Genomic DNA, 18,954 nt, shown 5'->3' on the forward strand with positions numbered 1-18,954 from the left:
GATACCTCCCTAAACTAAAATAATAAAAGTGGCATGGTTTCATAAATTTCATTGAACAAGCAACACCATCTTTTCAGAAGATGCTGCTTGATTCACTATTATTTTAATTGTTTGGTTAAGTCCCCTCGATACTCGATATTTTCGTAGAATCGCAGTAAATCCCCATAAATTATTGCATCAGAATACTCGAGTTCATTTTTTGCCTTTTCTTTGTAACGATCACATACATTTTGATCGGTTTGTTTTCCAGTGGATTTGTCATAACAGATTTCTCTTGTAAAGACATAATCCTTGGTAATAAAACTGCCATCTCTTAGTACAGTAAACTCCATTTTATCGTCTAAAAATAAATCTGACCCAAAATCAATATTCTTTTTTGTATGGATCCCTAATAAATGGAGAATGGTGGGCTTTAAGTCTATTTGACCAGATACAGTCGAGATTGTTTTCCCAGCATGACCAGGGATATGAATAACTAATGGTACGCGCTGAAGCTGGGTGCTGACAAATGGGGTTATCTCTTCACCTAAATATTCCTCCATCGCTCTATTATGATTTTCGGAAATTCCGTAATGATCGCCATACAAGATAATAATGGAATCATCATAAATTCCTTCGTCCTTTAATTTCTGAATGAAGAGCTTTAAAGCTTCATCCTGATACCGAACCGTTGGAAAATAGTTATTTAGAGTTTGAGATCCCGAGTTGAAGGGTTCTATGAGTTGATCCTCTTCCTCCAATTCAAACGGAAAATGGTTGGTTAACGTAATCAATTTTGCATAGTATGGCTCTGGCATTTCCTTTAAGTGTTGAACCGATTGCTCAAAGAATTCCTTATCCTTTAATCCCCATCCGACAGAATTTTCCTCTTTAACATTAAAATCATTTATCTCATAGAAACGATCATAACCGAGTGACTGGTACATAATATCTCGATTCCAGAAACTTTTCTTGTTAGCATGTAATGATGCTGTAAAGTAACCATTCTCATCTAAAATTTCTGGAGTAGCTTCAAATTCGTTACCGGAATGTGTAAAAAATACCGCTCCTCTTCCTAAAGGGTACAGTGAATTTTCAACTATAAATTCCGAATCTGACGTTTTTCCTTGTCCCGTCTGATGGTAAAAGTTATTAAAGTAGTAACTTTCCTTGATAAAATCATTTAAAAATGGAGTAATTTCCTCACCATTAACCGTTCGATTGACCACAAAACTTTGTGTTGATTCCAACGAAATTAAAATAACATTCTTCCCTTTAGCAATTCCAAAGTATTCATTATTCGGTTCTTCATAATTCGCTTTAATATAATTGTCAATATCAACTAACTCACTGCCATCAGCGAATGCCCTTTGAGCAGACGATTTAGACTGCAAGAATAAATCATATAAATGATAATTATAGGTGCCAATATTTTTAATTAAAATTTCCCTGTCAAAGGTTCTCGTCAGCAGCTGAGGTCTTTCTGTTTCAGCTAAGCCAAGATTCAAAAAAGAAATGGCTACAGCAATCAACAAATATGTTCTACTTTCAACCTTACTGAAGGAACGATTCGTGATAAATGCCGGCTTTAATTTTATCAATGTGATTAAAATAACAAAATCAAGGAAGTACAAAGAATCTGTTACATTTAATAATGAATTGACACTGCTTCCCAAATCAGCCATATTACTTGTTTGAAATAAAACGGGCAGCGTTAAAAAATCATTAAAGAAACGGTAAAACACCACATTCCCATATAAAACCGATGAAACAATGAAACTAGCTATAATAATATATCGGTTTCGTTTTTTTTCATTGAAGTAAAGACTGATCCCAAAGATAAACATTAAAAAACTAAGCGGGTTCATAAATAAAATAAACTCTTGTTTCCAATTTTCAATTTCTATATCAAAACTAGTTTTATAGACTATATACGTTTTAATCCAGAGAAGTACAATCGCAATGGCAACGAAAGAAATCGAAGATGGATTAAACTTTCGCATGTTAAAGCCTCCTTAATGCTTAAAAGCTAAAGAAATCCATATATTTTACATTTTTAGGTAATAGAAGAAACTACAAAATATCTTAACCCTATTCCAACAAAGAATCAAATGAAAAACACCTTATGTGGTCAACAACATGTAATTGTCATTTTATTTCCATTACCCCTATATATGACGAGTAAACACATAAAAAGTTTCAGAGTTGTCCAATTGGATTTGTCCCCATATGAAAAAGGGACTCCATGTTATTTGGGAAGTCCCTTTTTCCTTTCATAATTAACGATTCCTATTTTTGGCTAACCAAGCAGCACCAATTACACCTGCATCATTCCCAAGTGTAGCGACGGATATTTCTGTGGACTTTTTCACCCTGGGAAAGGCATATTTACCGAAATATTCTTCCACCTTATTAACAAGAATATCACCCGCTCTTGATACTCCCCCTCCTATTATGATTTTATCTGGGTTTAGAGTATTCGCGATATTTGCTAAAGCCATTCCTAAATGGAAGGCTACCTCTTCCACAACTGCAAGTGCAGCAGCGTCTCCTGTTCTGGCACAATCGAACACGTCTTTTGCCGTTATTTTTCCTTCCCGCTGAAAGGTATTTAGCAGTTTGCCTGATTGAAGGTTACCATTTGTAAACTTTTCAGTTACAATTCGAACGATTCCGGTAGCTGAGGCAATAGTTTCTAGACAGCCCGTTTTCCCACAATTACAAGGGGCTCCCCCGTTCGGAATAGAGGTCACATGTCCAATTTCTCCAGCAGCTCCCATAACCCCTTGAATAATTTCACCATTGGCGATCACCCCTCCGCCAACTCCTGTTCCTAGGGTTACACAGACTAGATTATTATATCCCTCCCCTGCTCCTTTCCACATCTCACCTAAAGCGGCACAGTTGGCATCATTTTCAATGACTGTCGGCAGCAATGTTTGCCTCTCCATCATATCCTTTAGGGGATAGTTGTCCTCCCAAGCTAAGTTTGGGGTATTATAGAGCATTCCAGCCTCATAATTGACAGGTCCTGGTGCTCCCATTCCTATACCTGTCATCATCTCTATTTTCTTATCAAGTTTTGCTAATTGTAATTCAATGGATTCAGCAATATGTTTCGTAATATTTTTACCCTTTTCGCAATTATCCGTAGGAATTTCCCACTTATAAAGGATTTCACCATCAGTATTAATAAAAGCAAGCTTTGTTGTTGTGCCGCCAAGATCTACACCCACAAGCCACTTCTCCGTCATATTCCTCCTCCTTAATTTTGTTTCTTTTCCATCCGAATTTCATGTCTAATCAACATAATGGCAGTTTGAAAATCCTTAGTTTCGATTAGCTGGGACTCGTACAATTCCTTTAGTTCAAATTCCATAAGCTCCAAAGTAGCTACCCTATCGCCCACATAAATAATGGTTCCAAACTTCTTTAAAAATTGTTGTATATCATAAATGCTTTTCATGTTAGACCTCTTCATTTCCGTTTTATTACTTTCCGAATAAAGTATAATCGATAAAAACAGATGTCTCAACAATTGAATTGAAGATAAAATAAAATGCTCTCTCAAGGTTTAAGCTGAGAGAGCATTAGAAATGATTATCGATCAGGATCCTTCGTGTGTAGTATTCTCGGTCTCCGATTCTTAAGCGGAATTGGCGATCGAAGCAATACGTCCTTAAAGGCTCTATAATTAAACGGAATAAATGGCCATAAATAAGGAATACCAAAGGATTGCATTCTGACTAATAATATGATCACCAATAAGATTCCAATCACAAAGCCATATGTATGGAATAAAGCTGTTGTAATTAACAAGAATATTCTAATGAGTCGGTTTGCCAAACTCATTTCATAACTAGGAGTGGCAAACGTACCCAATGCAGCGATCGATAGATAAAGAATGACCTCATTCGTTAAAAGCCCCACTTCAACCGCGACTTGGCCAATCATTAAGGCTGCTACAAGACCGAGAGCCGTCGCTAATGCTGAGGGTGTATGGATGGCCGCCATCCTCAGCATATCTATCCCAACTTCAACAATTAGAAATTGGAGAAACAACGGAATTTGTCCGTCCTCATTTGGCCCCACAAAGGACATATTATCTGGCAAGAGTTCAGGATTAACTGCGAATAAGTACCATAGTGGCAGTAAAAAGATAGATGCCCAAACGGCAACAAATCGTACAAATCGTAAGTATGCCCCAATCAACGGCTTATTACGGTACTCTTCTGCATGCTGCATATGATGCCAATAGGTGACCGGTGTAATGATAACACTTGGAGAGCCGTCAACAATAATGCATACATGCCCTTCATATAAATGAGTAGCGGCCGTATCAGGACGTTCTGTATATCTAACCGTAGGAAAAGGATTCCAGTGTCGGCCTGAAATATATTCTTCAATCGTCTTTTCCGCCATCGGAACTCCATCTGTATCAATTTTTGAAATGGACTCCTTTAGTTCCTCTACCATTTTCGGATCTGCAATGTCCTCAATATAACTAATGACAATGTCGGTTTTTGACCTTCTGCCAACTTGCATGTACTCCATGCGAAGCGTCCGGTCTCTTACTCTTCTCCGCGTTAAGGCTGTATTAAACACAATGGTTTCAACATAACCGTCTCTAGAACCACGAACCACTCTTTCAATATCTGGTTCCTGGGGACCTCGAACAGGATAGGTACGGGCATCGATTATGATGACTTTATCGACTCCGTCGATGACAAGGGCGGTAGGTCCAGCTAAAACTTTATCGACTACATCATCAAGATTATCGGCAGTTTCTACTTCAACATATGGTATATACGTTTTCAATAATTTTTCCAGGATCTGATCTTCTAGTTGCTCTGGTTGCAGCTTTGCTAGAAATTTCATTAATAAATGTAAAATATCATCTTTTACAAATCCATCAATAAAATAAAAAGCCATATTTCTCTCGGTATATACAACATCCAATTGAATCACATCAAAGCTTTTTTCCACACCAAGAGCTGTCTTCAAATACTCTATATTTTCCTCTAAATTGACACTTACTGCTTTCTTTGCTGCTTTTTCCATATTCCACCTCATATGTTTTTCCAACTATTGCCTTAGATAACTATCAACAGCTTAGACATCGTTGTAAAAAAACATACCTTCAACGGGGAATTGTTTATAAATAAGAAAATTTGCTGAAAACTAGTTTTTATACTGCAGTAAACTTACTCTATTCCTATTAATACAAGTTATTATCCAGCTGATCCAGCAGCTCATTATAATCCTGCTGATTCGGTTCAATATCTACCGCTTTTTCTACATAATGCCTGGCCTTTTCTGCATCCCCTTGGTCCAAATAGACGAGTGCTAGATTAAAATAGGCTTCATGAAATCTAGGGTCTATTTCTATCACTTTCAGTAAGCTTTTCTCAGCTTCTGCGAGCTTACCGAGCTTAATTTCTGTAAAAGATAACAGGAAGTAATACTGCGCTGTTGGATTTTCTTCAACGGACTCCATTAACAAACTGTACGCTTTTTCATATTCCTCCGCTTGTATATACTCTTGTGACATCATTAATACAGATGGTTCATTCAAGACGGCAGAAGGATGTTGAAAACCATAGCCCAAAATACTGCTTGCCGTCAAAATAGAAAGAATGAAAAATAAAATCTGCAGCCCGTACTTTTTCTTTTTTGGAAAATGAACAATTCCTGTTGCCAGGAAGCCTCCAATTAACCCGCCGATATGACCAGCATTATCGATTCCGGGCACCGTAAATCCAAAGGATAGATTAATCGCAAGGACAATAAAAATATTCAAGCCCATTGTCCGAAAGAACAATTTTGGGTAGATAAGACCAAAATAAAGCAATGCCCCAAAACAGCCAAATATTGCCCCGCTCGCTCCTGCTGATAAATTGGGACTGAACATGAAGCTCGCGATCGACCCTCCAAAACCTGCTGCAAGATAGATGAAAAGAAATCTTGATCGTCCGTATATTTTCTCAACAGCAGTTCCTAAATAAAAAAGTGCAAGTGTATTCATAAATAAATGCAGAAAACCTATATGAAGAATAATTGGTGTAAAGAAGCGCCACCATTCACCTTCAAGGATCAGCGGGTTGAATTTTGCGCCAAATTGGATGAGTGTCTTGGTATTCGTACTTCCACCAAATGCCTCAAGAACAAAGAACATGGCAATTTGAATCATAATAAAAAAGTAAGTGAAAAATGGTTTTCCATACTCAAACAGTGACTCTTCCTCTTTTGCCTTCGTGGCCGCGATTGATAATGCCTCCCGCTTCAGCGCTTCAATCTCGTCAATATCTATATCAACAGAGGAAAATGGAATAGGATCGCCAAAACGTTCTTCTAAATAGGAGAGCGTATCCTGTTGTGACGCCCGATCTATGATTTTGGTTATAACCTTCGTCTTGACTCTATCTGGAAGCATATACGGCTCTTCAATTTTTGACTGATAATCATCTACGGGGGGATAAGCCGTTATATAAAGATTTAAGACATTCATTTCACCTTTTAGGACTTGTTTACGAATAGATTCCCCATTTAAGGCTGTTCTTTCAATATCTCGTTGCAGCCAATTGCTCCAATCTAAGTCATAACGAAGCAAACGAATACATTGAAATCTTTTATCTTCTGTTTTTTCCAGCCATAATTCGTTTTGGTCATTTGTTAGTTTAATGATCCGATAATCATGGTCAGATATTAAGTAGTAAGCCAACCTCCAAAATAAGTATCCTTCTCTGGTATTCAATATTCCCCCCACTTTCATACTTTCGTTTTATGTATTTTTTAAATAAAATGTTTAGTGACATTATTCCTATCTAAATGCATTATAAACGAGTTTTTTCTATATTAATAAGGAAATACCCTTTTAAACCATAAAAAATAGGTTTAGGGAATTCCCTAAACCACTCCTTCCTTATCCTTACCAATTTGCCGGTTCAGAAAATACCGTGCTCATCATTCGGCTTCTAAAAAACGGCAGGCTCATTAATGAAGTAACAAAAAATCTGCGAATCATTCTGTTTCCGAAAACAATATTAATTAGCCGGAAACGATTTTGAAAAGCTAAATATCCTCCAACACCAATTAGTAATATAGATATTAGACGTCCCATTTCTATCCCTCCTAGGAGTAGTTTGAGATGAATGATTGTCTTTTATCCGCGATTTTCATCAAAATAGAAAGGTATTATAACTTCATTACTGGTTCCATTATTTTCTTCAATACTTCAACAGAATGATCAAACTTACTTTTTTCCTCTTCATTCAATTCCAACTGAACGATCTGTCTAATTCCGTTACGATTTACGATCGCAGGGACACCTATATATACATCATTATGGCCGTAATCTCCGTCTAAATATGCAGAGACCGTTAAAACAGAATTCTCGTTCTGAAGTATTGCTTTTGTCAGCCTTACGAGCCCCATTGCTATACCATAGTATGTTGCGCCTTTTCTTTCAATAATATGGTATGCAGCATCACGAACGTTTAAGAAAATCTGCTCCAAATCTTCTTGCTTAAATTGTTCCTTTGATGAAATCCATTTTGATATCGATCTTCCAGCAATATCGGCATGACTCCATACCGGCAGCTCTGTATCACCATGTTCACCGATGATATACGCATGAACGTTTCTTGTGTCAACATGAAAATAATCACCTAACAAGAAGCGAAATCTCGCTGTATCTAAGATTGTTCCAGACCCTATTACTCTCTCCTTTGGTAATCCTGAAAACTTCCATACCGCATAGGTCAAGATATCTACAGGGTTTGTTGCTACTAGAAAAATCCCATCAAACCCGCTGGCCATAATCTGATCAACAATTCCTTTAAAAATTTTAGTGTTTTTTTCTACAAGATCTAAACGAGTTTCACCAGGTTTTTGATTAGCACCAGCACAAATGACGACTAAATCAGCGTCTTTACAATCTGCATAATCACCAAACCAAATCTTTGTTTGCGATGGTGCAAACGGCATGCCATGGTTTAAATCCATCGCATCACCTTCAGATTTTTCTTTGTTTAGATCAATTAACACTAGTTCTTCGGTAACACCTTGGTTAAGTAATGCAAAAGCATAGCTTGAACCTACAAACCCTGTACCAATTAATGCAACCCGATTTACAGTTTCTCTCAAAATGATGTCCTCCTTGCAGGCTTTCTTCCTTTATATTAAAACATTATAAACTGATAATCCTATTAACAACGCTAATAAACTTGAACAAAAATTGACAACATCATTATTTAAGAAAGAAAAGCCGTGAATTAATGTTGTTCTTTTTCCACAGTGTATTGTTTTTTCAGTCTCTAAATGGCAGGTTTCACATCTGTAAACTGCTTGTAAAGTAGCACCTAAAATCGAGTCAATGACATTTCCAAGAAAACCGAATAAAAATATAAGACCCGTAATATAAATGGACAGTCCGAATAGATAAGAAGAAATGCCAGCTATTAATAGTGATCCGAGAACAGCTGTTATTGTTCCCAATATACTGACAGCCCCAGAAGTTCCTTTCGCTACACGTGAAAAAGTTACAATTGAAATAGGCTGGGATCTGCTCAAAGTTCCAACTTCGGATGCCCATGTATCTGAATTTGAGCTGGCAATAAGAATTGAGAAAGCATATATCCAGATGTTATTATGATCAATTAAATAACATATGCTGATAATGGATGCCGCTCCACCATTGGCCATCACTTGCTGCCAGTCTCTTTGCGACCCCTTTTCGTGTCTTTCTTCTATTTTGCTTTTATACATCCTTTTATATTTTGACCAAAAACTAGATGTTGCGAAGAAAACACCTAAAAGAATCAATCCTTTTATCCCCAACCCTAACACTGTTAGTATACCGACTGAAAAAGCAGCTATACTCCCTGAAATTGAAAGGAACCTTAATTGATACCCTAAAAATGCCGTAACTATAATAATGAAAGTAAGAATCAGCAGATTACTCATTGATCGTAAGGATCTCCTGATCAGTTATAATTTTTAAGACAGGAATGTCATGCTCCTCAATCGGAAGTTCTTCAACCAATTGTTGATGAAAGGCCAAGGAGAGAGTCTTACCGTTATAGTTTTTTAGAAAACGATCATAGTAGCCTCCTCCAAAACCAAGTCTATAGCCATTCCGCGTAAAACCTAGTCCTGGAACAATTAACAAATCAATTTTTTCCTTCTCTGTAAATTCTGTTTGTGTTTCGATCGGTTCAAATAAGCCGTAGTAGACTGATTCTAATTGATTGAAAGCTGTAAGCGCCCGAAAATCCATCTCCTTTTGTTTAGGCAGACACTTAGGAATAACGATGGTCTTTTTCTCTTCCCAAGCCCTGCGGATAATTTGATATGTATCAACTTCTGGAAATTTTGAAATGGTAATGCCAATTGTTTCTGAATCCGTCCAATATGGGTCAGAAAATAAAGCTTGAGAAATTTTATACGATAAGTGTTCATACTCAGGCTTGGATATATCTTTAAGTTTCTGCTGAAGCTGCTTACGAAGGATTGATTTCTCTTTCATTAGGTTATCCCCCTCATTTATGAATATAAAAAAAACAGCAGGAATAAATCCCCACTGCTTACTTTGTTTCACGATGTGTTGTGCTTTTCTTATCTCTTGGGCAATATTTTTTTAGCTCAAGACGATCTGGATTGTTGCGTTTATTTTTCTTAGAAATATAGTTACGCTCTCCACATTCAGTGCAAGCTAAAGTAATGTTTACACGCATTATGATTTCCCTCCAAACTACGTTCAAACTAGTTCTAATACGACTTTTCTATAATATCATCTTTTAATAAGAAATGCTAGTCTGTTTTTAAAAAGTAATATTCTGAAGTTTTCCATTTGATTGTATGAGGTCATGATAGACAGAAACAGTTTCTTCTGCAATATGATTCCAGCCGAACTGTGCTTGAACGGCTTTTTTGCCAGCTGTACCAATACGGTGTGCTAATGCGTCATTCTCTAAAAGAAAGGATGCCTGCTCGATAAAACTTTGAGGATTATTATATTCCATTAACATCCCTGTTTCCATATGCTTTACAATACTTTTAAGCCCGCCTACGTTTGATACAATCGTCGGCTTACCAAAAGCCATCCCTTCAAGGGCAACAATTCCAAATGGCTCGTACCGGCTTGGAAAAACGGTAATTCTAGACTGATGATACAAAGCATTTCTTTCATCGTCCGTAACAAATCCAACAAAGTACACATGGTTGTTTAAGGAAAGCTTCCTCACTTTTAAGCGATATTCCTCTAAGAGCGGGCCCTTACCCGCAATAATAAAATAAACATCTGGATAAGTTTCTCTAAGCATAGCAGCGGCATCAATTAAAGTATCAAATCCTTTTTCATAAACCATTCGGCCAATTGAAAAAATCATTCTTCTTGATAAATCTACAGGGAATTTTTCGAGTATCTTCCTATTTATATCGTTTATATCCATCGTATCAATTCCATTTGGAATAACCGTTAATTGTTTATTCTCAACTCCGAATAAATGCGATACTTCCTTTTTCATATACTCACTGCAAACAATTATATGATCAGAATCAGAAGTAAGCGAACGTTCTTTTTCATGGATGAAATTCTGCAATTCTGTGAATATCCCATTTTTCCTTCCATGTTCTGTAGCATGAATCGTTGTAATGAGTGGAATATGCAAGGCTGCTTTAATGGATTGTGCAGCGGCACCCACAAGCCAATCATGCGCGTGTACAAAAATAAATGACTTTTGACGAGCCAGCTCTGTTGCTTTTTCAAAAATAGCAATGTTCAAGCCTGCAACCCATGTAATGAAATTAGGGTCATGTTCATGATACGGCTTCACACGATGAATATGAATAGATTCGCATTGCTCATATGGAGTGAGTCCTTCAATCTGTGTGGTAATAATATGTATTTCAAAATCCCTCTTAGCTAATTCTTCTGAAAGTCCATGGACATGCCTCGCAAGTCCGCCAACAATATTAGGAGGGTACTCCCAGGACAGCATTAATATTCTTTTCCTCAACTCCATTATAACTTCCATCCATCATTAAAATTTTCATATAAAGAATAGGTGCTTACACGTTCAGCCCAATCAGGCGAAGAATCGTTTACTTTGAAATAGTCTATTTCCTCCCGGACATACTCATCATGGATGCTGAACAAACTAGATCTTAACAGAGGGATAAACGTTTTCTCATCTAATTTGATCCCGACTTCAAAAATATAACTTTGTCCCATCGTAAAATTATTGTAAAGGCACGATGTGTCCTCTTGCTGAAGTTCCAATTCATAAAAGCACGCATGGTTTCCATTAAATTCATGATTCTGTAGCTGGTATATTCTTAGTGCCTTAACAAAAGTGTAAGGCAGTCTATCAAAAAATAATGAGATTAATTGTATCTTTTGCGGTGAGAGATGCCAAGTTATCTTTGCCTCACCATCATTTATGAGAGTTAATGAAAAACCTTCGTCCATTTTGCACCTCATTAGTAATTTATTTCCATAAAGAGTATGAATATTCTTTATATTACCATTGAAAGCAAAATTCGACAATGACCGTAACGACCGTTTTTATCTATGATATAATGTACATTATTGAATTCTATAGAGGTGCTTGAAATGGAATATGTCATTATTGGTTTACTAAGTTCTTCCATATTACTTATCATTTTCTCTTTCTTTACTAGAGACCCCTACAAGGAGTTGAAAGATGAATTTGATCAGTTTTCCATGCAGCAAATACAAGAACTTTACCAAATTAAAAAGAAACTAAAGGTGCTTGAAGAAGAACTATTAATAGAGGATGACTATTTTAATCCAGGTACACCAGTTAAAGAAGGAAGTACCCCCAGCAAAGAAATCCATGCGATTTTAAAAAACCAGGTCTGGTCACTTGCGCAGCAAGGGCTATCCATTGAACAAATATCAAAGCAATCTTCATTAAGACCAGATGAAGTTAAAAACATTATAAATGAATTTATGTATCCGAAATCGTAACAAAGGAGCAAGCCTCGCTTGCTCCTTTGTTTGTTACCCGTTCAAATCATAATGTCTTCCTTTAACAAGATAAAAGACACTTTCTGCAATATTGGTGACATGATCTGCTGTTCGTTCTAAATAGCGGCATGTAAAAAGCAGCTGAGTAATTTGTGATGTATACTCTGGCTTTTGATGGTTAACTTCTAGTAAGTCTCTAATCGTCTTGCCATATAAAGAATCTACTTCATCATCCATATCTTCTACCTTTTTAGCCATGATGACATCTTCTTCCCCAAAGGCCTTTAACGAAATTTCAAGCATTTCAGAGGTGATTTGATACATTTTCTTTATATTTTCAATAGGTTTCACATGCTCTTCATTGCCAATTCTTATCGTCGACTTCGCAACATTTACAGCAAAATCAGCAATCCTTTCAATATCGGTCGCAATCTTGATCGCGACAATAATGCGACGTAAGTCAATGGCAACGGGCGCTTGTTTAGCAATTAGTAAGATAGCAAAATCATTAATTTCTTCATATAAAAGATCTGCTTTTGTATCATCTTCCATAATTTCAAGCGCCAGCTCAATATTTTTTGTTTCTAAAGCTTCGAGAGATTTACTTAAGGCATTGTCGGCAAAATCTCCAAGCTCAAGCAGCATTGTTTGTAATTCATTTAATTCATCTTGAAATTTCTCACGCACAACCATTTATTAAAGCCCCTTCCTATTAACCAAATCGTCCTGTGATATAATCCTCTGTTCTTTTGTCAGATGGAGTAGAAAAGATCTTATTTGTATCTGTGTACTCAACTACTTCCCCATTAAGGAAAAAGGCTGTTTTATCAGAGATACGTGCTGCTTGCTGCATATTATGCGTGACAATAATAATGCTGTATTCTTTTTTTAATTCCTGAACAAGCTCTTCTATCTTTAACGTTGAAATTGGATCAAGAGCAGAAGTCGGTTCATCCATTAAGATAACATCCGGTTCAATTGCAAGACACCTCGCTAAACAAAGACGCTGCTGCTGACCACCTGATAGTCCGTATGCATTTTCATTTAGACGGTCTTTTACTTCATCCCATATAGCAGCCCCGCGTAAACTCTTTTCAACAATCTCATCAAGTATCTTCTTATTTTTAATACCATGTATTCTCGGTCCGTAGGCGATATTATCATAAATAGACTTTGGAAAAGGATTTGGCTTTTGGAACACCATTCCTACATGTGTTCGTAAATCTTCCACTTTAAAAGACTTATCTAAAATATTACGTTCCCTATATAAAATATCACCGGAAATCCTAACAACAGGAATTAATTCAACCATTCGGTTCAATGTTTTAATAAACGTTGACTTTCCACAACCAGAGGGCCCAATTATTGCTGTAACCTCATTTTCATAGATATCTAGATTAATATTTTTTAAAGCATGGTCGTCCCCATACCACAGGTTTAAATCCTTCGTATCAAAAACTAAATTCTTAGCTGTCATATTCTCAAATCCTTCTTTACCTTGATTCTTTAACCCCACTTGATTTTTACTAAAATCAGTTATAACTGCCATTGTTAAAACCCTCCATCATCCATTAAAATCTCTGTTGAAACTTATTTCTGATAAATATCGCAATTGAATTCATTAAGAACAAAACAAGCAGCAAAATCACAATTGTTGCAGCTGCAAGATTTGCATATTCAGCTACAAGTGCAGCATCTATTGTCCAGTAATAAATTTGCAATGGCATAACGGTAAATTTATCAAAAATGCCATCTGGCAGCGGAATTAATAATGCTGGAATTCCAATTACAGTAAGCGGCGCAGTTTCACCAATTGCGCGGGAAAGGGCTAAAATGACACCTGTTAAAATTCCAGGCAAAGCCGCAGGAAGTACAACGTTCTTAATCGTTTGCCATTTCGTTGCTCCCATTCCGTAAGAAGCTTCTCTTAAATATTGCGGCACAGCACGAATGGCTTCTTGTGCAGCAACCACCACCACTGGTAAAACAAGCAGTGACATTGTTAATCCACCAGCGAGGACAATTGCGCCTAAACTAATTCCTCGTACAAACACGGTCAAACCTAATAATCCAAATACAATTGAAGGTACACCTGCTAGATTTGAAATATTGGTTTGGATAAAGGATTGAAGCTTTCCTTTTTTGGCATACTCTTCTAAATAGATCGCTGTGCCGACACCTAGGAATAACGTGACCGGAGCAACAACCAACATGAGCCAGAGGGTACCCGTAATCGCACCCATAATTCCTGCCTTTTCTGGATCAGTTGATAATTTGTTCGTAAGGAAATTAAAATCTATCCAGCCGATACTATCAGCAAATACTCGGTAAATGAGAACAACTAAGACTACAAGCCCTATTAGCGTAGCGAGAAGGAAAATATTTTTCGCAAACATATTCTTTAATAGGCGGGAGCCCATTTTCTTTTCTACTTGAGCACTATCAATATACTTCATATTAATACTCCTCCCTAAACTTACGAGAGATATACCTTGCAATTAAATTCATGATGAGTGTAAATACAAATAGCGTCATTGCAACTGCATATAGACTGTAGTATAGGGTTGAGCCTGCTGGAGCATCTCCACCAGTAACTTCTACGATATATGCGGTCATCGTTTGCATCGATTGGGTAACATCGAATCCGAAGTTCTTTGTACTTCCACTCGCGATCGTAACGATCATCGTTTCTCCAATTGCACGGGAAATACCTAAGACGAATGATGCTACAATCCCGGAAATAGCTGCGGGTACCACAACGCGCCAAGTTACCTCAAGTTTCGTTGCACCAAGAGCCAAAGCTCCTTCTCTCATCGAGTTTGGTACAGAGCTCATTGCATCTTCTGAAAGAGAAGCTACCATTGGGATAATCATAATTCCCATCACGATCCCAGGACTAAGGATATTAGTAGGTTCTAGAGCCGGAATGAACGATCTTAATAATGGTGTTACAAAAGTGAGAGCAAAGAATCCATAAACAATAGTTGGAATTCCAGCTAAGATTTCAAGCATCGGTTTAAGGAATCTTCTAACTTTATCAGAAGCATATTCACTTAAATAAATGGCAGTCATTAAACCGATTGGAATTGCAACGATCATCGCAATACCCGAAGATATAAAGGTACCAGCTAGTAAAGGAAGCACACCAAATTGTGCATTCTGGCCTAATGGTTTTAATACTGTTCCTGTAAAAAACTCAACGAAAGGAACATCTTTAAAAAATTCAATTGTTTCCGTCAATAACGTAATAATGATCCCTAAAGTTGTTAATATCGAGATAGTCGCAATTAGAAGCAATGCCTTTGGAATTAATTTTTCTACATAATTCCCAAACGAGACAGTGCTTTTATTCTTTGCGATCAGTTCCTGAACATTTAAATTCTTTTCCTCGTTGCCAAATGTCTTTTCCAAAATCTGAAAACCCCTTTCACCCTTGCTTCACATTATGCAAAGTGAAATAATTCATCCATATAAAACATATTAAACTTTTAAATTAATAAAAACGCATATTAGAAGATGAGAAAACTTTCATCCCATCTTCTAATAGACCCGTGAGAAGTGTTTACTTTTATTACTTCAGCCCATTAAGAATTTCAAGTGAAGCTTGTACTTCTTCATCAGTTAACGGAGCGAACCCAGTTTCCGCAGCCACATCTTGAGCATTTTCCATTGTATAGATTGCGTAATCTAATACTTGCGGCTTTTCTTTTGCCATATTCACGTTCAGATATGTGAATACCGGACGAGTAAATGGAGAGTATGCAAAATCTTCACTTTCGCCAATTGTTTCTAGAGTTGGCTCAACCGGTCCATTTCCAAAGTCAACTTTTACAGCTTGAAGCTTATCTTGATTGCTTTCATAGTAACCATAACCAAAGAATGCGATTGCGTTCTTGTCCTTCGATACAAGATCAACTAAAATTGAGTACTCTTGCTGCAGGTTTGTATCAGCATCTAAATCTTGCTCATCAAGAATTGTTTCCCAGAAGAATTCATATGTTCCATGGTTTTCGTTTGGTCCCATTTTGTTAATTGGTTCATCTGGAAAATCAGGACGTACATCAGACCACTTTTCTTTTCCTTCACTTTCTAAGAAAATAGAGATGATTTCTTCTTTTGTAAGCTCAGCTGCCCAGTCATTTTCAGGATGAACAACAAATGTTAATCCGTCTAAAGCAACTTTTAACTCTTGAACTTCAATTCCTAATTCTTCAGCAGTTGCAGCTTCTTCTTCTTTAATTTGACGAGATGCATCATTGAAATCCGTTCCGCCTTCTTCAACTAAAAACTTTTTGAATCCTGCTGAAGTTCCTGAACGTCCAACTTCAACCGAAACATTTTCTTCTTTGTTAGTCATATAGTTTTCTGCCATTTTAGCCATGAAAGGATATACAGTACCAGATCCATCAACAACAACACTACCTTCTAATTCACTCGCTTCAGCTTGTTCCTCTGTTCCATCGCTTCCGCCAGTATTTTCTTCAGGTGCCTCTTCAGATGTTTCACCTGCACCACAAGCAGCCGCAATTGCCATGAATGCTGCCAGTAATAAGAACAGGCCTAATTTTTTTAAATTCTTCATTTTCGTTAATTCCCCCTAAGAGTTATGTTGTTTGTTTTCTTCCTTACGAATACTAGAATAAAGGTTAACTATTAATGAGGTTTTAACGGTTTGTAAAGTATTTGTAAATTAACATAAAAAGATGTCTAATTTTAACGAAATTGGGCACATACCTTCGTTTAAAAAGAAAGTTTCTGTGATATTAAAAAGGAATGAATACAAAAATGCCACTCATATGAGTGGCATTTTTGTAACTGGTTTATCGATTTTATAGTAATTATTGAATAGTGTTTTCATCTGTTTGACTTGATTCTGATGTTTCACTTTTTGGTTCGGACCGTGTCTTTTTTAGTTCAAAATACGCATCAAGCACTCTTCTCCCAATGTCTGTATTCACCGAAGGGCCGCTACTGCCAGTGTACGCCCAGGGAACAACGACAGCTATAGCCACTTCAGGATTATTATGAGGAGCATACCCTACAAAGCTAAGATTCATAACGCCTGGGGGCTCGTCATATTTGTATCGATCAGGACCATCGTAGAATGCTTGAGCTGTTCCGGTTTTACCAGCTGGAGAATAGGCAGCACTGCTGAACTTCCTATATGCAGTACCTTCAGGATGCTGTGTAACTTGACGAAATCCTTCTTGAACTCTTTCCATCCAGCCGTCTTGAAGTTCAACTCGATTTAGTACGGTTGGCTGAATTTCTTCAATAACTGGACCAAGCTCATCTACTTCCATGAGAGGTTCGCGAATTTCTCTTACGACACGCGGCTGAATGCGGTATCCTCCATTAGCGATGGTTGATACGTATTGAGCTAACTGCATTGTCGTATACGTGTCATATTGTCCGATTGCCATATCCATTAACAGTCCTGGAGTGGTTAAAGAGCCCTTGTACCCTGAAGCTTCGTTAGGAAGATCAATCCCCGTTTTTATTCCTAATCCAAATTGACTAAAAGAGTCTCTAAATGTATTGAAGGCTTCTTTTTTAATAGATAAGGGACGATTGTAGACATAATTTCCTTCACCCATGGCAATTGCTGTTTTAAACATATACACGTTTGACGAAACTCGGAGAGCACGAATATCATTCAGGCTTCCGAAATTTTTCCAAGAACTTTTTTCCGGGGTGTCTTTTATTTTAATCGGTGAGTCATAAAGGACAGTACCAGGACGGATAACTCCGGATTTAAATCCAGTTAATATCGTTGCACCCTTAACAGTTGAACCAACTGTATAAGAAGTGGTTATATTTCCAAGTGCAAAATCCTGCATCTCTCTCTTACCTGTTTCTTTATCTCTCACCATTTGTTTCCCAGCCATTGTCAAGACTTCTCCTGTATGAGGATTCATCAAAACAACAAAAGCTCTATCCAAGAAATGAGTTCCTCCAGCGCTTTTAGCTTTTGAGAGTTCTTCTTCAATAATCTTCTCAACTGCTAGCTGTAAATCCATATCAATGGTTAAAACAAGATCTTTTCCCCGTTCACCTTCAGTGATCACTTCTGTTTCCAGAATATTTCCTGCTTTATCTGTTATATTCTTGACCTTTGCTTTTTGACCGTGCAAAACATCTTCATATTGCATTTCAATATAGCTTTTTCCCACACGATCATTTAAATTATAACCCCTCGCAAGATAGTAATCTAACTGCTCTTTCGGAATTCCTTCATCTGTATCCGAAACCTTTCCGAGAACCGTTCTTAATGTATTACCAAATGTATAAGATCTCTCCCAATCAGTTGTCGTATTGACTCCTGGTAAGTATTGTAGGTTTTCACTTACTCTTGCAAATTCTTCTTCTGTGACCCCTTCATTTTTTACTATTTGAGGGGTTAACGCGTAACCGCTATTAAAGGACCTATAGATAGCCAGTATTTCCAACTCGGCTGCTGTCAGCTCATTTAATTCTTCGTCCGTTATTCTAGCTAGTGTCAAATTATATATCTCTTTGTTATACTCGTCTGATTCAAGTTCTTCTTTCAGCTTTTTTCTTTCTTCTTCAGAGACCTTTTCATCAGCACGATCAGGGTGCTTCATAATCCAAAAATCTTTTTTATCTCTTTCCTGCACTTTATCTGGTTTTACCTCAATTAGTGCCGCCAGCCTCTCCGCAACATCGAGCATTTCCTCCTGATCCGCACCGAAATTAGTGTACGTAATCGCATCTTTAGGGGTGTTATCAACAATGACTTGTCCATTTCGGTCAAACATCTTTCCTCGAGGAACCGGGTTATTGACCGTAATATCTTCTGTTCTCTCCACTTCTCGTTTATAATCTTCACCGTACACAATCTGAACAATTCCTAACCTCAGAATGAGGACGGAGAACAGGAGAAACACCGCAAAAAACAACATATTCAAGCGAAAAGGAATTTGCTTTTTCTTCTTTTTCTTTTTCTGATTCAATGTAATGCC

19 protein-coding genes are annotated in these 18,954 nt (G+C 37.2%); 1 reads left to right on the forward strand and 18 read right to left on the reverse strand.

What is annotated here, in order from left to right:
- Window positions 1–98: 98 nt before the first annotated feature.
- The 12 genes from CZ487_RS19585 to CZ487_RS19640 form a co-directional block, all read right to left on the reverse strand.
- Window positions 99–1,982 (reverse strand): LTA synthase family protein, encoded by a 1,884-nt coding sequence (locus CZ487_RS19585; protein ID WP_077213967.1) that lies wholly within the window; start codon window positions 1,980–1,982, stop codon window positions 99–101.
- A 276-nt stretch (window positions 1,983–2,258) separates the two neighbouring features.
- The gene (locus CZ487_RS19590) at window positions 2,259–3,233 is read right to left on the reverse strand and encodes an ROK family glucokinase (RefSeq protein WP_077213968.1); all 975 of its coding nucleotides are present in this window, start codon (window positions 3,231–3,233) and stop codon (window positions 2,259–2,261) included.
- Between the two features lie 11 nt (window positions 3,234–3,244).
- Window positions 3,245–3,445 (reverse strand): YqgQ family protein, encoded by a 201-nt coding sequence (locus CZ487_RS19595; RefSeq protein WP_077213969.1) that lies wholly within the window; start codon window positions 3,443–3,445, stop codon window positions 3,245–3,247.
- A gap of 134 nt (window positions 3,446–3,579) precedes the next feature.
- Window positions 3,580–5,040 (reverse strand): spore germination protein, encoded by a 1,461-nt coding sequence (locus tag CZ487_RS19600; protein ID WP_077213970.1) that lies wholly within the window; start codon window positions 5,038–5,040, stop codon window positions 3,580–3,582.
- A 157-nt stretch (window positions 5,041–5,197) separates the two neighbouring features.
- Window positions 5,198–6,733: a rhomboid family protein gene (locus CZ487_RS19605; RefSeq protein ID WP_139339595.1), complete on the reverse strand. Its 1,536-nt coding sequence runs from the start codon at window positions 6,731–6,733 to the stop codon at window positions 5,198–5,200.
- 174 nt (window positions 6,734–6,907) lie between these two features.
- A complete protein-coding gene (locus CZ487_RS19610) occupies window positions 6,908–7,099 on the reverse strand; it encodes a hypothetical protein (protein ID WP_077213972.1) in 192 nt (63 codons plus the stop codon).
- 74 nt (window positions 7,100–7,173) lie between these two features.
- Window positions 7,174–8,124 carry an L-lactate dehydrogenase gene (locus CZ487_RS19615; protein WP_077213973.1) on the reverse strand — a complete coding sequence of 317 codons (951 nt, stop codon included), beginning with the start codon at window positions 8,122–8,124 and terminating at the stop codon, window positions 7,174–7,176.
- A gap of 30 nt (window positions 8,125–8,154) precedes the next feature.
- Window positions 8,155–8,943 carry a DUF92 domain-containing protein gene (locus CZ487_RS19620; RefSeq protein WP_077213974.1) on the reverse strand — a complete coding sequence of 263 codons (789 nt, stop codon included), beginning with the start codon at window positions 8,941–8,943 and terminating at the stop codon, window positions 8,155–8,157.
- Window positions 8,936–9,505, reverse strand: a complete 570-nt coding sequence (locus CZ487_RS19625) for a 5-formyltetrahydrofolate cyclo-ligase (protein ID WP_077213975.1) — start codon at window positions 9,503–9,505, stop codon at window positions 8,936–8,938. Before CZ487_RS19625 ends, CZ487_RS19620 begins: the two co-directional genes overlap by 8 nt.
- A gap of 58 nt (window positions 9,506–9,563) precedes the next feature.
- Window positions 9,564–9,713: a 50S ribosomal protein L33 gene (gene rpmG, locus CZ487_RS19630; RefSeq protein ID WP_019154508.1), complete on the reverse strand. Its 150-nt coding sequence runs from the start codon at window positions 9,711–9,713 to the stop codon at window positions 9,564–9,566.
- 87 nt (window positions 9,714–9,800) lie between these two features.
- Window positions 9,801–11,003, reverse strand: coding sequence for a glycosyltransferase family 4 protein (locus CZ487_RS19635; RefSeq protein WP_237562919.1), 1,203 nt, complete (start codon window positions 11,001–11,003; stop codon window positions 9,801–9,803).
- The gene (locus tag CZ487_RS19640) at window positions 11,003–11,449 is read right to left on the reverse strand and encodes a DUF4912 domain-containing protein (RefSeq protein WP_077213977.1); all 447 of its coding nucleotides are present in this window, start codon (window positions 11,447–11,449) and stop codon (window positions 11,003–11,005) included. Before CZ487_RS19640 ends, CZ487_RS19635 begins: the two co-directional genes overlap by 1 nt.
- A gap of 144 nt (window positions 11,450–11,593) precedes the next feature.
- On the opposite strand from CZ487_RS19640, the gene CZ487_RS19645 reads away from it, so the two are divergent.
- Window positions 11,594–11,971 carry a hypothetical protein gene (locus tag CZ487_RS19645; RefSeq protein ID WP_077213978.1) on the forward strand — a complete coding sequence of 126 codons (378 nt, stop codon included), beginning with the start codon at window positions 11,594–11,596 and terminating at the stop codon, window positions 11,969–11,971.
- A gap of 33 nt (window positions 11,972–12,004) precedes the next feature.
- Here CZ487_RS19645 and phoU read toward each other — a convergent pair whose 3' ends face one another.
- The 6 genes from phoU to CZ487_RS19675 all read right to left on the reverse strand — a co-directional run bounded on the left by phoU (window position 12,005) and on the right by CZ487_RS19675 (window position 18,894).
- A complete protein-coding gene (gene phoU / locus CZ487_RS19650) occupies window positions 12,005–12,664 on the reverse strand; it encodes a phosphate signaling complex protein PhoU (protein WP_077213979.1) in 660 nt (219 codons plus the stop codon).
- Between the two features lie 19 nt (window positions 12,665–12,683).
- Window positions 12,684–13,448: a phosphate ABC transporter ATP-binding protein PstB gene (gene pstB, locus CZ487_RS19655; RefSeq protein WP_237562971.1), complete on the reverse strand. Its 765-nt coding sequence runs from the start codon at window positions 13,446–13,448 to the stop codon at window positions 12,684–12,686.
- A 94-nt stretch (window positions 13,449–13,542) separates the two neighbouring features.
- A complete protein-coding gene (pstA, locus tag CZ487_RS19660) occupies window positions 13,543–14,427 on the reverse strand; it encodes a phosphate ABC transporter permease PstA (RefSeq protein ID WP_077213981.1) in 885 nt (294 codons plus the stop codon).
- A 1-nt stretch (window position 14,428) separates the two neighbouring features.
- A complete protein-coding gene (gene pstC, locus CZ487_RS19665) occupies window positions 14,429–15,382 on the reverse strand; it encodes a phosphate ABC transporter permease subunit PstC (protein ID WP_139339596.1) in 954 nt (317 codons plus the stop codon).
- A 160-nt stretch (window positions 15,383–15,542) separates the two neighbouring features.
- The gene (locus CZ487_RS19670; protein ID WP_077213983.1) at window positions 15,543–16,553 is read right to left on the reverse strand and encodes a PstS family phosphate ABC transporter substrate-binding protein; all 1,011 of its coding nucleotides are present in this window, start codon (window positions 16,551–16,553) and stop codon (window positions 15,543–15,545) included.
- 256 nt (window positions 16,554–16,809) lie between these two features.
- The gene (locus tag CZ487_RS19675; RefSeq protein WP_077215398.1) at window positions 16,810–18,894 is read right to left on the reverse strand and encodes a peptidoglycan D,D-transpeptidase FtsI family protein; all 2,085 of its coding nucleotides are present in this window, start codon (window positions 18,892–18,894) and stop codon (window positions 16,810–16,812) included.
- Window positions 18,895–18,954: the final 60 nt, after the last annotated feature.

It is taken from the genome of Robertmurraya dakarensis (genome assembly GCF_900156875.1).
Classification (GTDB): Bacteria; Bacillota; Bacilli; order Bacillales; family Cytobacillaceae; genus Robertmurraya; species Robertmurraya dakarensis.

Bases quoted from the DNA above. Each gene is read 5' to 3' on its own strand.
- CZ487_RS19585 (WP_077213967.1), bottom strand. From the start codon at position 1,982: ATGCGAAAGTTTAATCCATCTTCGATTTCTTTCGTTGCCATTGCGATT.
- CZ487_RS19590 (WP_077213968.1), bottom strand. From the start codon at position 3,233: ATGACGGAGAAGTGGCTTGTGGGTGTAGATCTTGGCGGCACAACAACA.
- CZ487_RS19595 (WP_077213969.1), bottom strand. From the start codon at position 3,445: ATGAAAAGCATTTATGATATACAACAATTTTTAAAGAAGTTTGGAACC.
- CZ487_RS19600 (WP_077213970.1), bottom strand. From the start codon at position 5,040: ATGGAAAAAGCAGCAAAGAAAGCAGTAAGTGTCAATTTAGAGGAAAAT.
- CZ487_RS19610 (WP_077213972.1), bottom strand. From the start codon at position 7,099: ATGGGACGTCTAATATCTATATTACTAATTGGTGTTGGAGGATATTTA.
- CZ487_RS19620 (WP_077213974.1), bottom strand. From the start codon at position 8,943: ATGAGTAATCTGCTGATTCTTACTTTCATTATTATAGTTACGGCATTT.
- CZ487_RS19625 (WP_077213975.1), bottom strand. From the start codon at position 9,505: ATGAAAGAGAAATCAATCCTTCGTAAGCAGCTTCAGCAGAAACTTAAA.
- rpmG (WP_019154508.1), bottom strand. From the start codon at position 9,713: ATGCGTGTAAACATTACTTTAGCTTGCACTGAATGTGGAGAGCGTAAC.
- CZ487_RS19635 (WP_237562919.1), bottom strand. From the start codon at position 11,003: ATGGAGTTGAGGAAAAGAATATTAATGCTGTCCTGGGAGTACCCTCCT.
- CZ487_RS19640 (WP_077213977.1), bottom strand. From the start codon at position 11,449: ATGGACGAAGGTTTTTCATTAACTCTCATAAATGATGGTGAGGCAAAG.
- CZ487_RS19645 (WP_077213978.1), top strand. From the start codon at position 11,594: ATGGAATATGTCATTATTGGTTTACTAAGTTCTTCCATATTACTTATC.
- phoU (WP_077213979.1), bottom strand. From the start codon at position 12,664: ATGGTTGTGCGTGAGAAATTTCAAGATGAATTAAATGAATTACAAACA.
- pstB (WP_237562971.1), bottom strand. From the start codon at position 13,448: ATGACAGCTAAGAATTTAGTTTTTGATACGAAGGATTTAAACCTGTGG.
- pstA (WP_077213981.1), bottom strand. From the start codon at position 14,427: ATGAAGTATATTGATAGTGCTCAAGTAGAAAAGAAAATGGGCTCCCGC.
- CZ487_RS19670 (WP_077213983.1), bottom strand. From the start codon at position 16,553: ATGAAGAATTTAAAAAAATTAGGCCTGTTCTTATTACTGGCAGCATTC.
- CZ487_RS19675 (WP_077215398.1), bottom strand. From the start codon at position 18,894: ATGTTGTTTTTTGCGGTGTTTCTCCTGTTCTCCGTCCTCATTCTGAGG.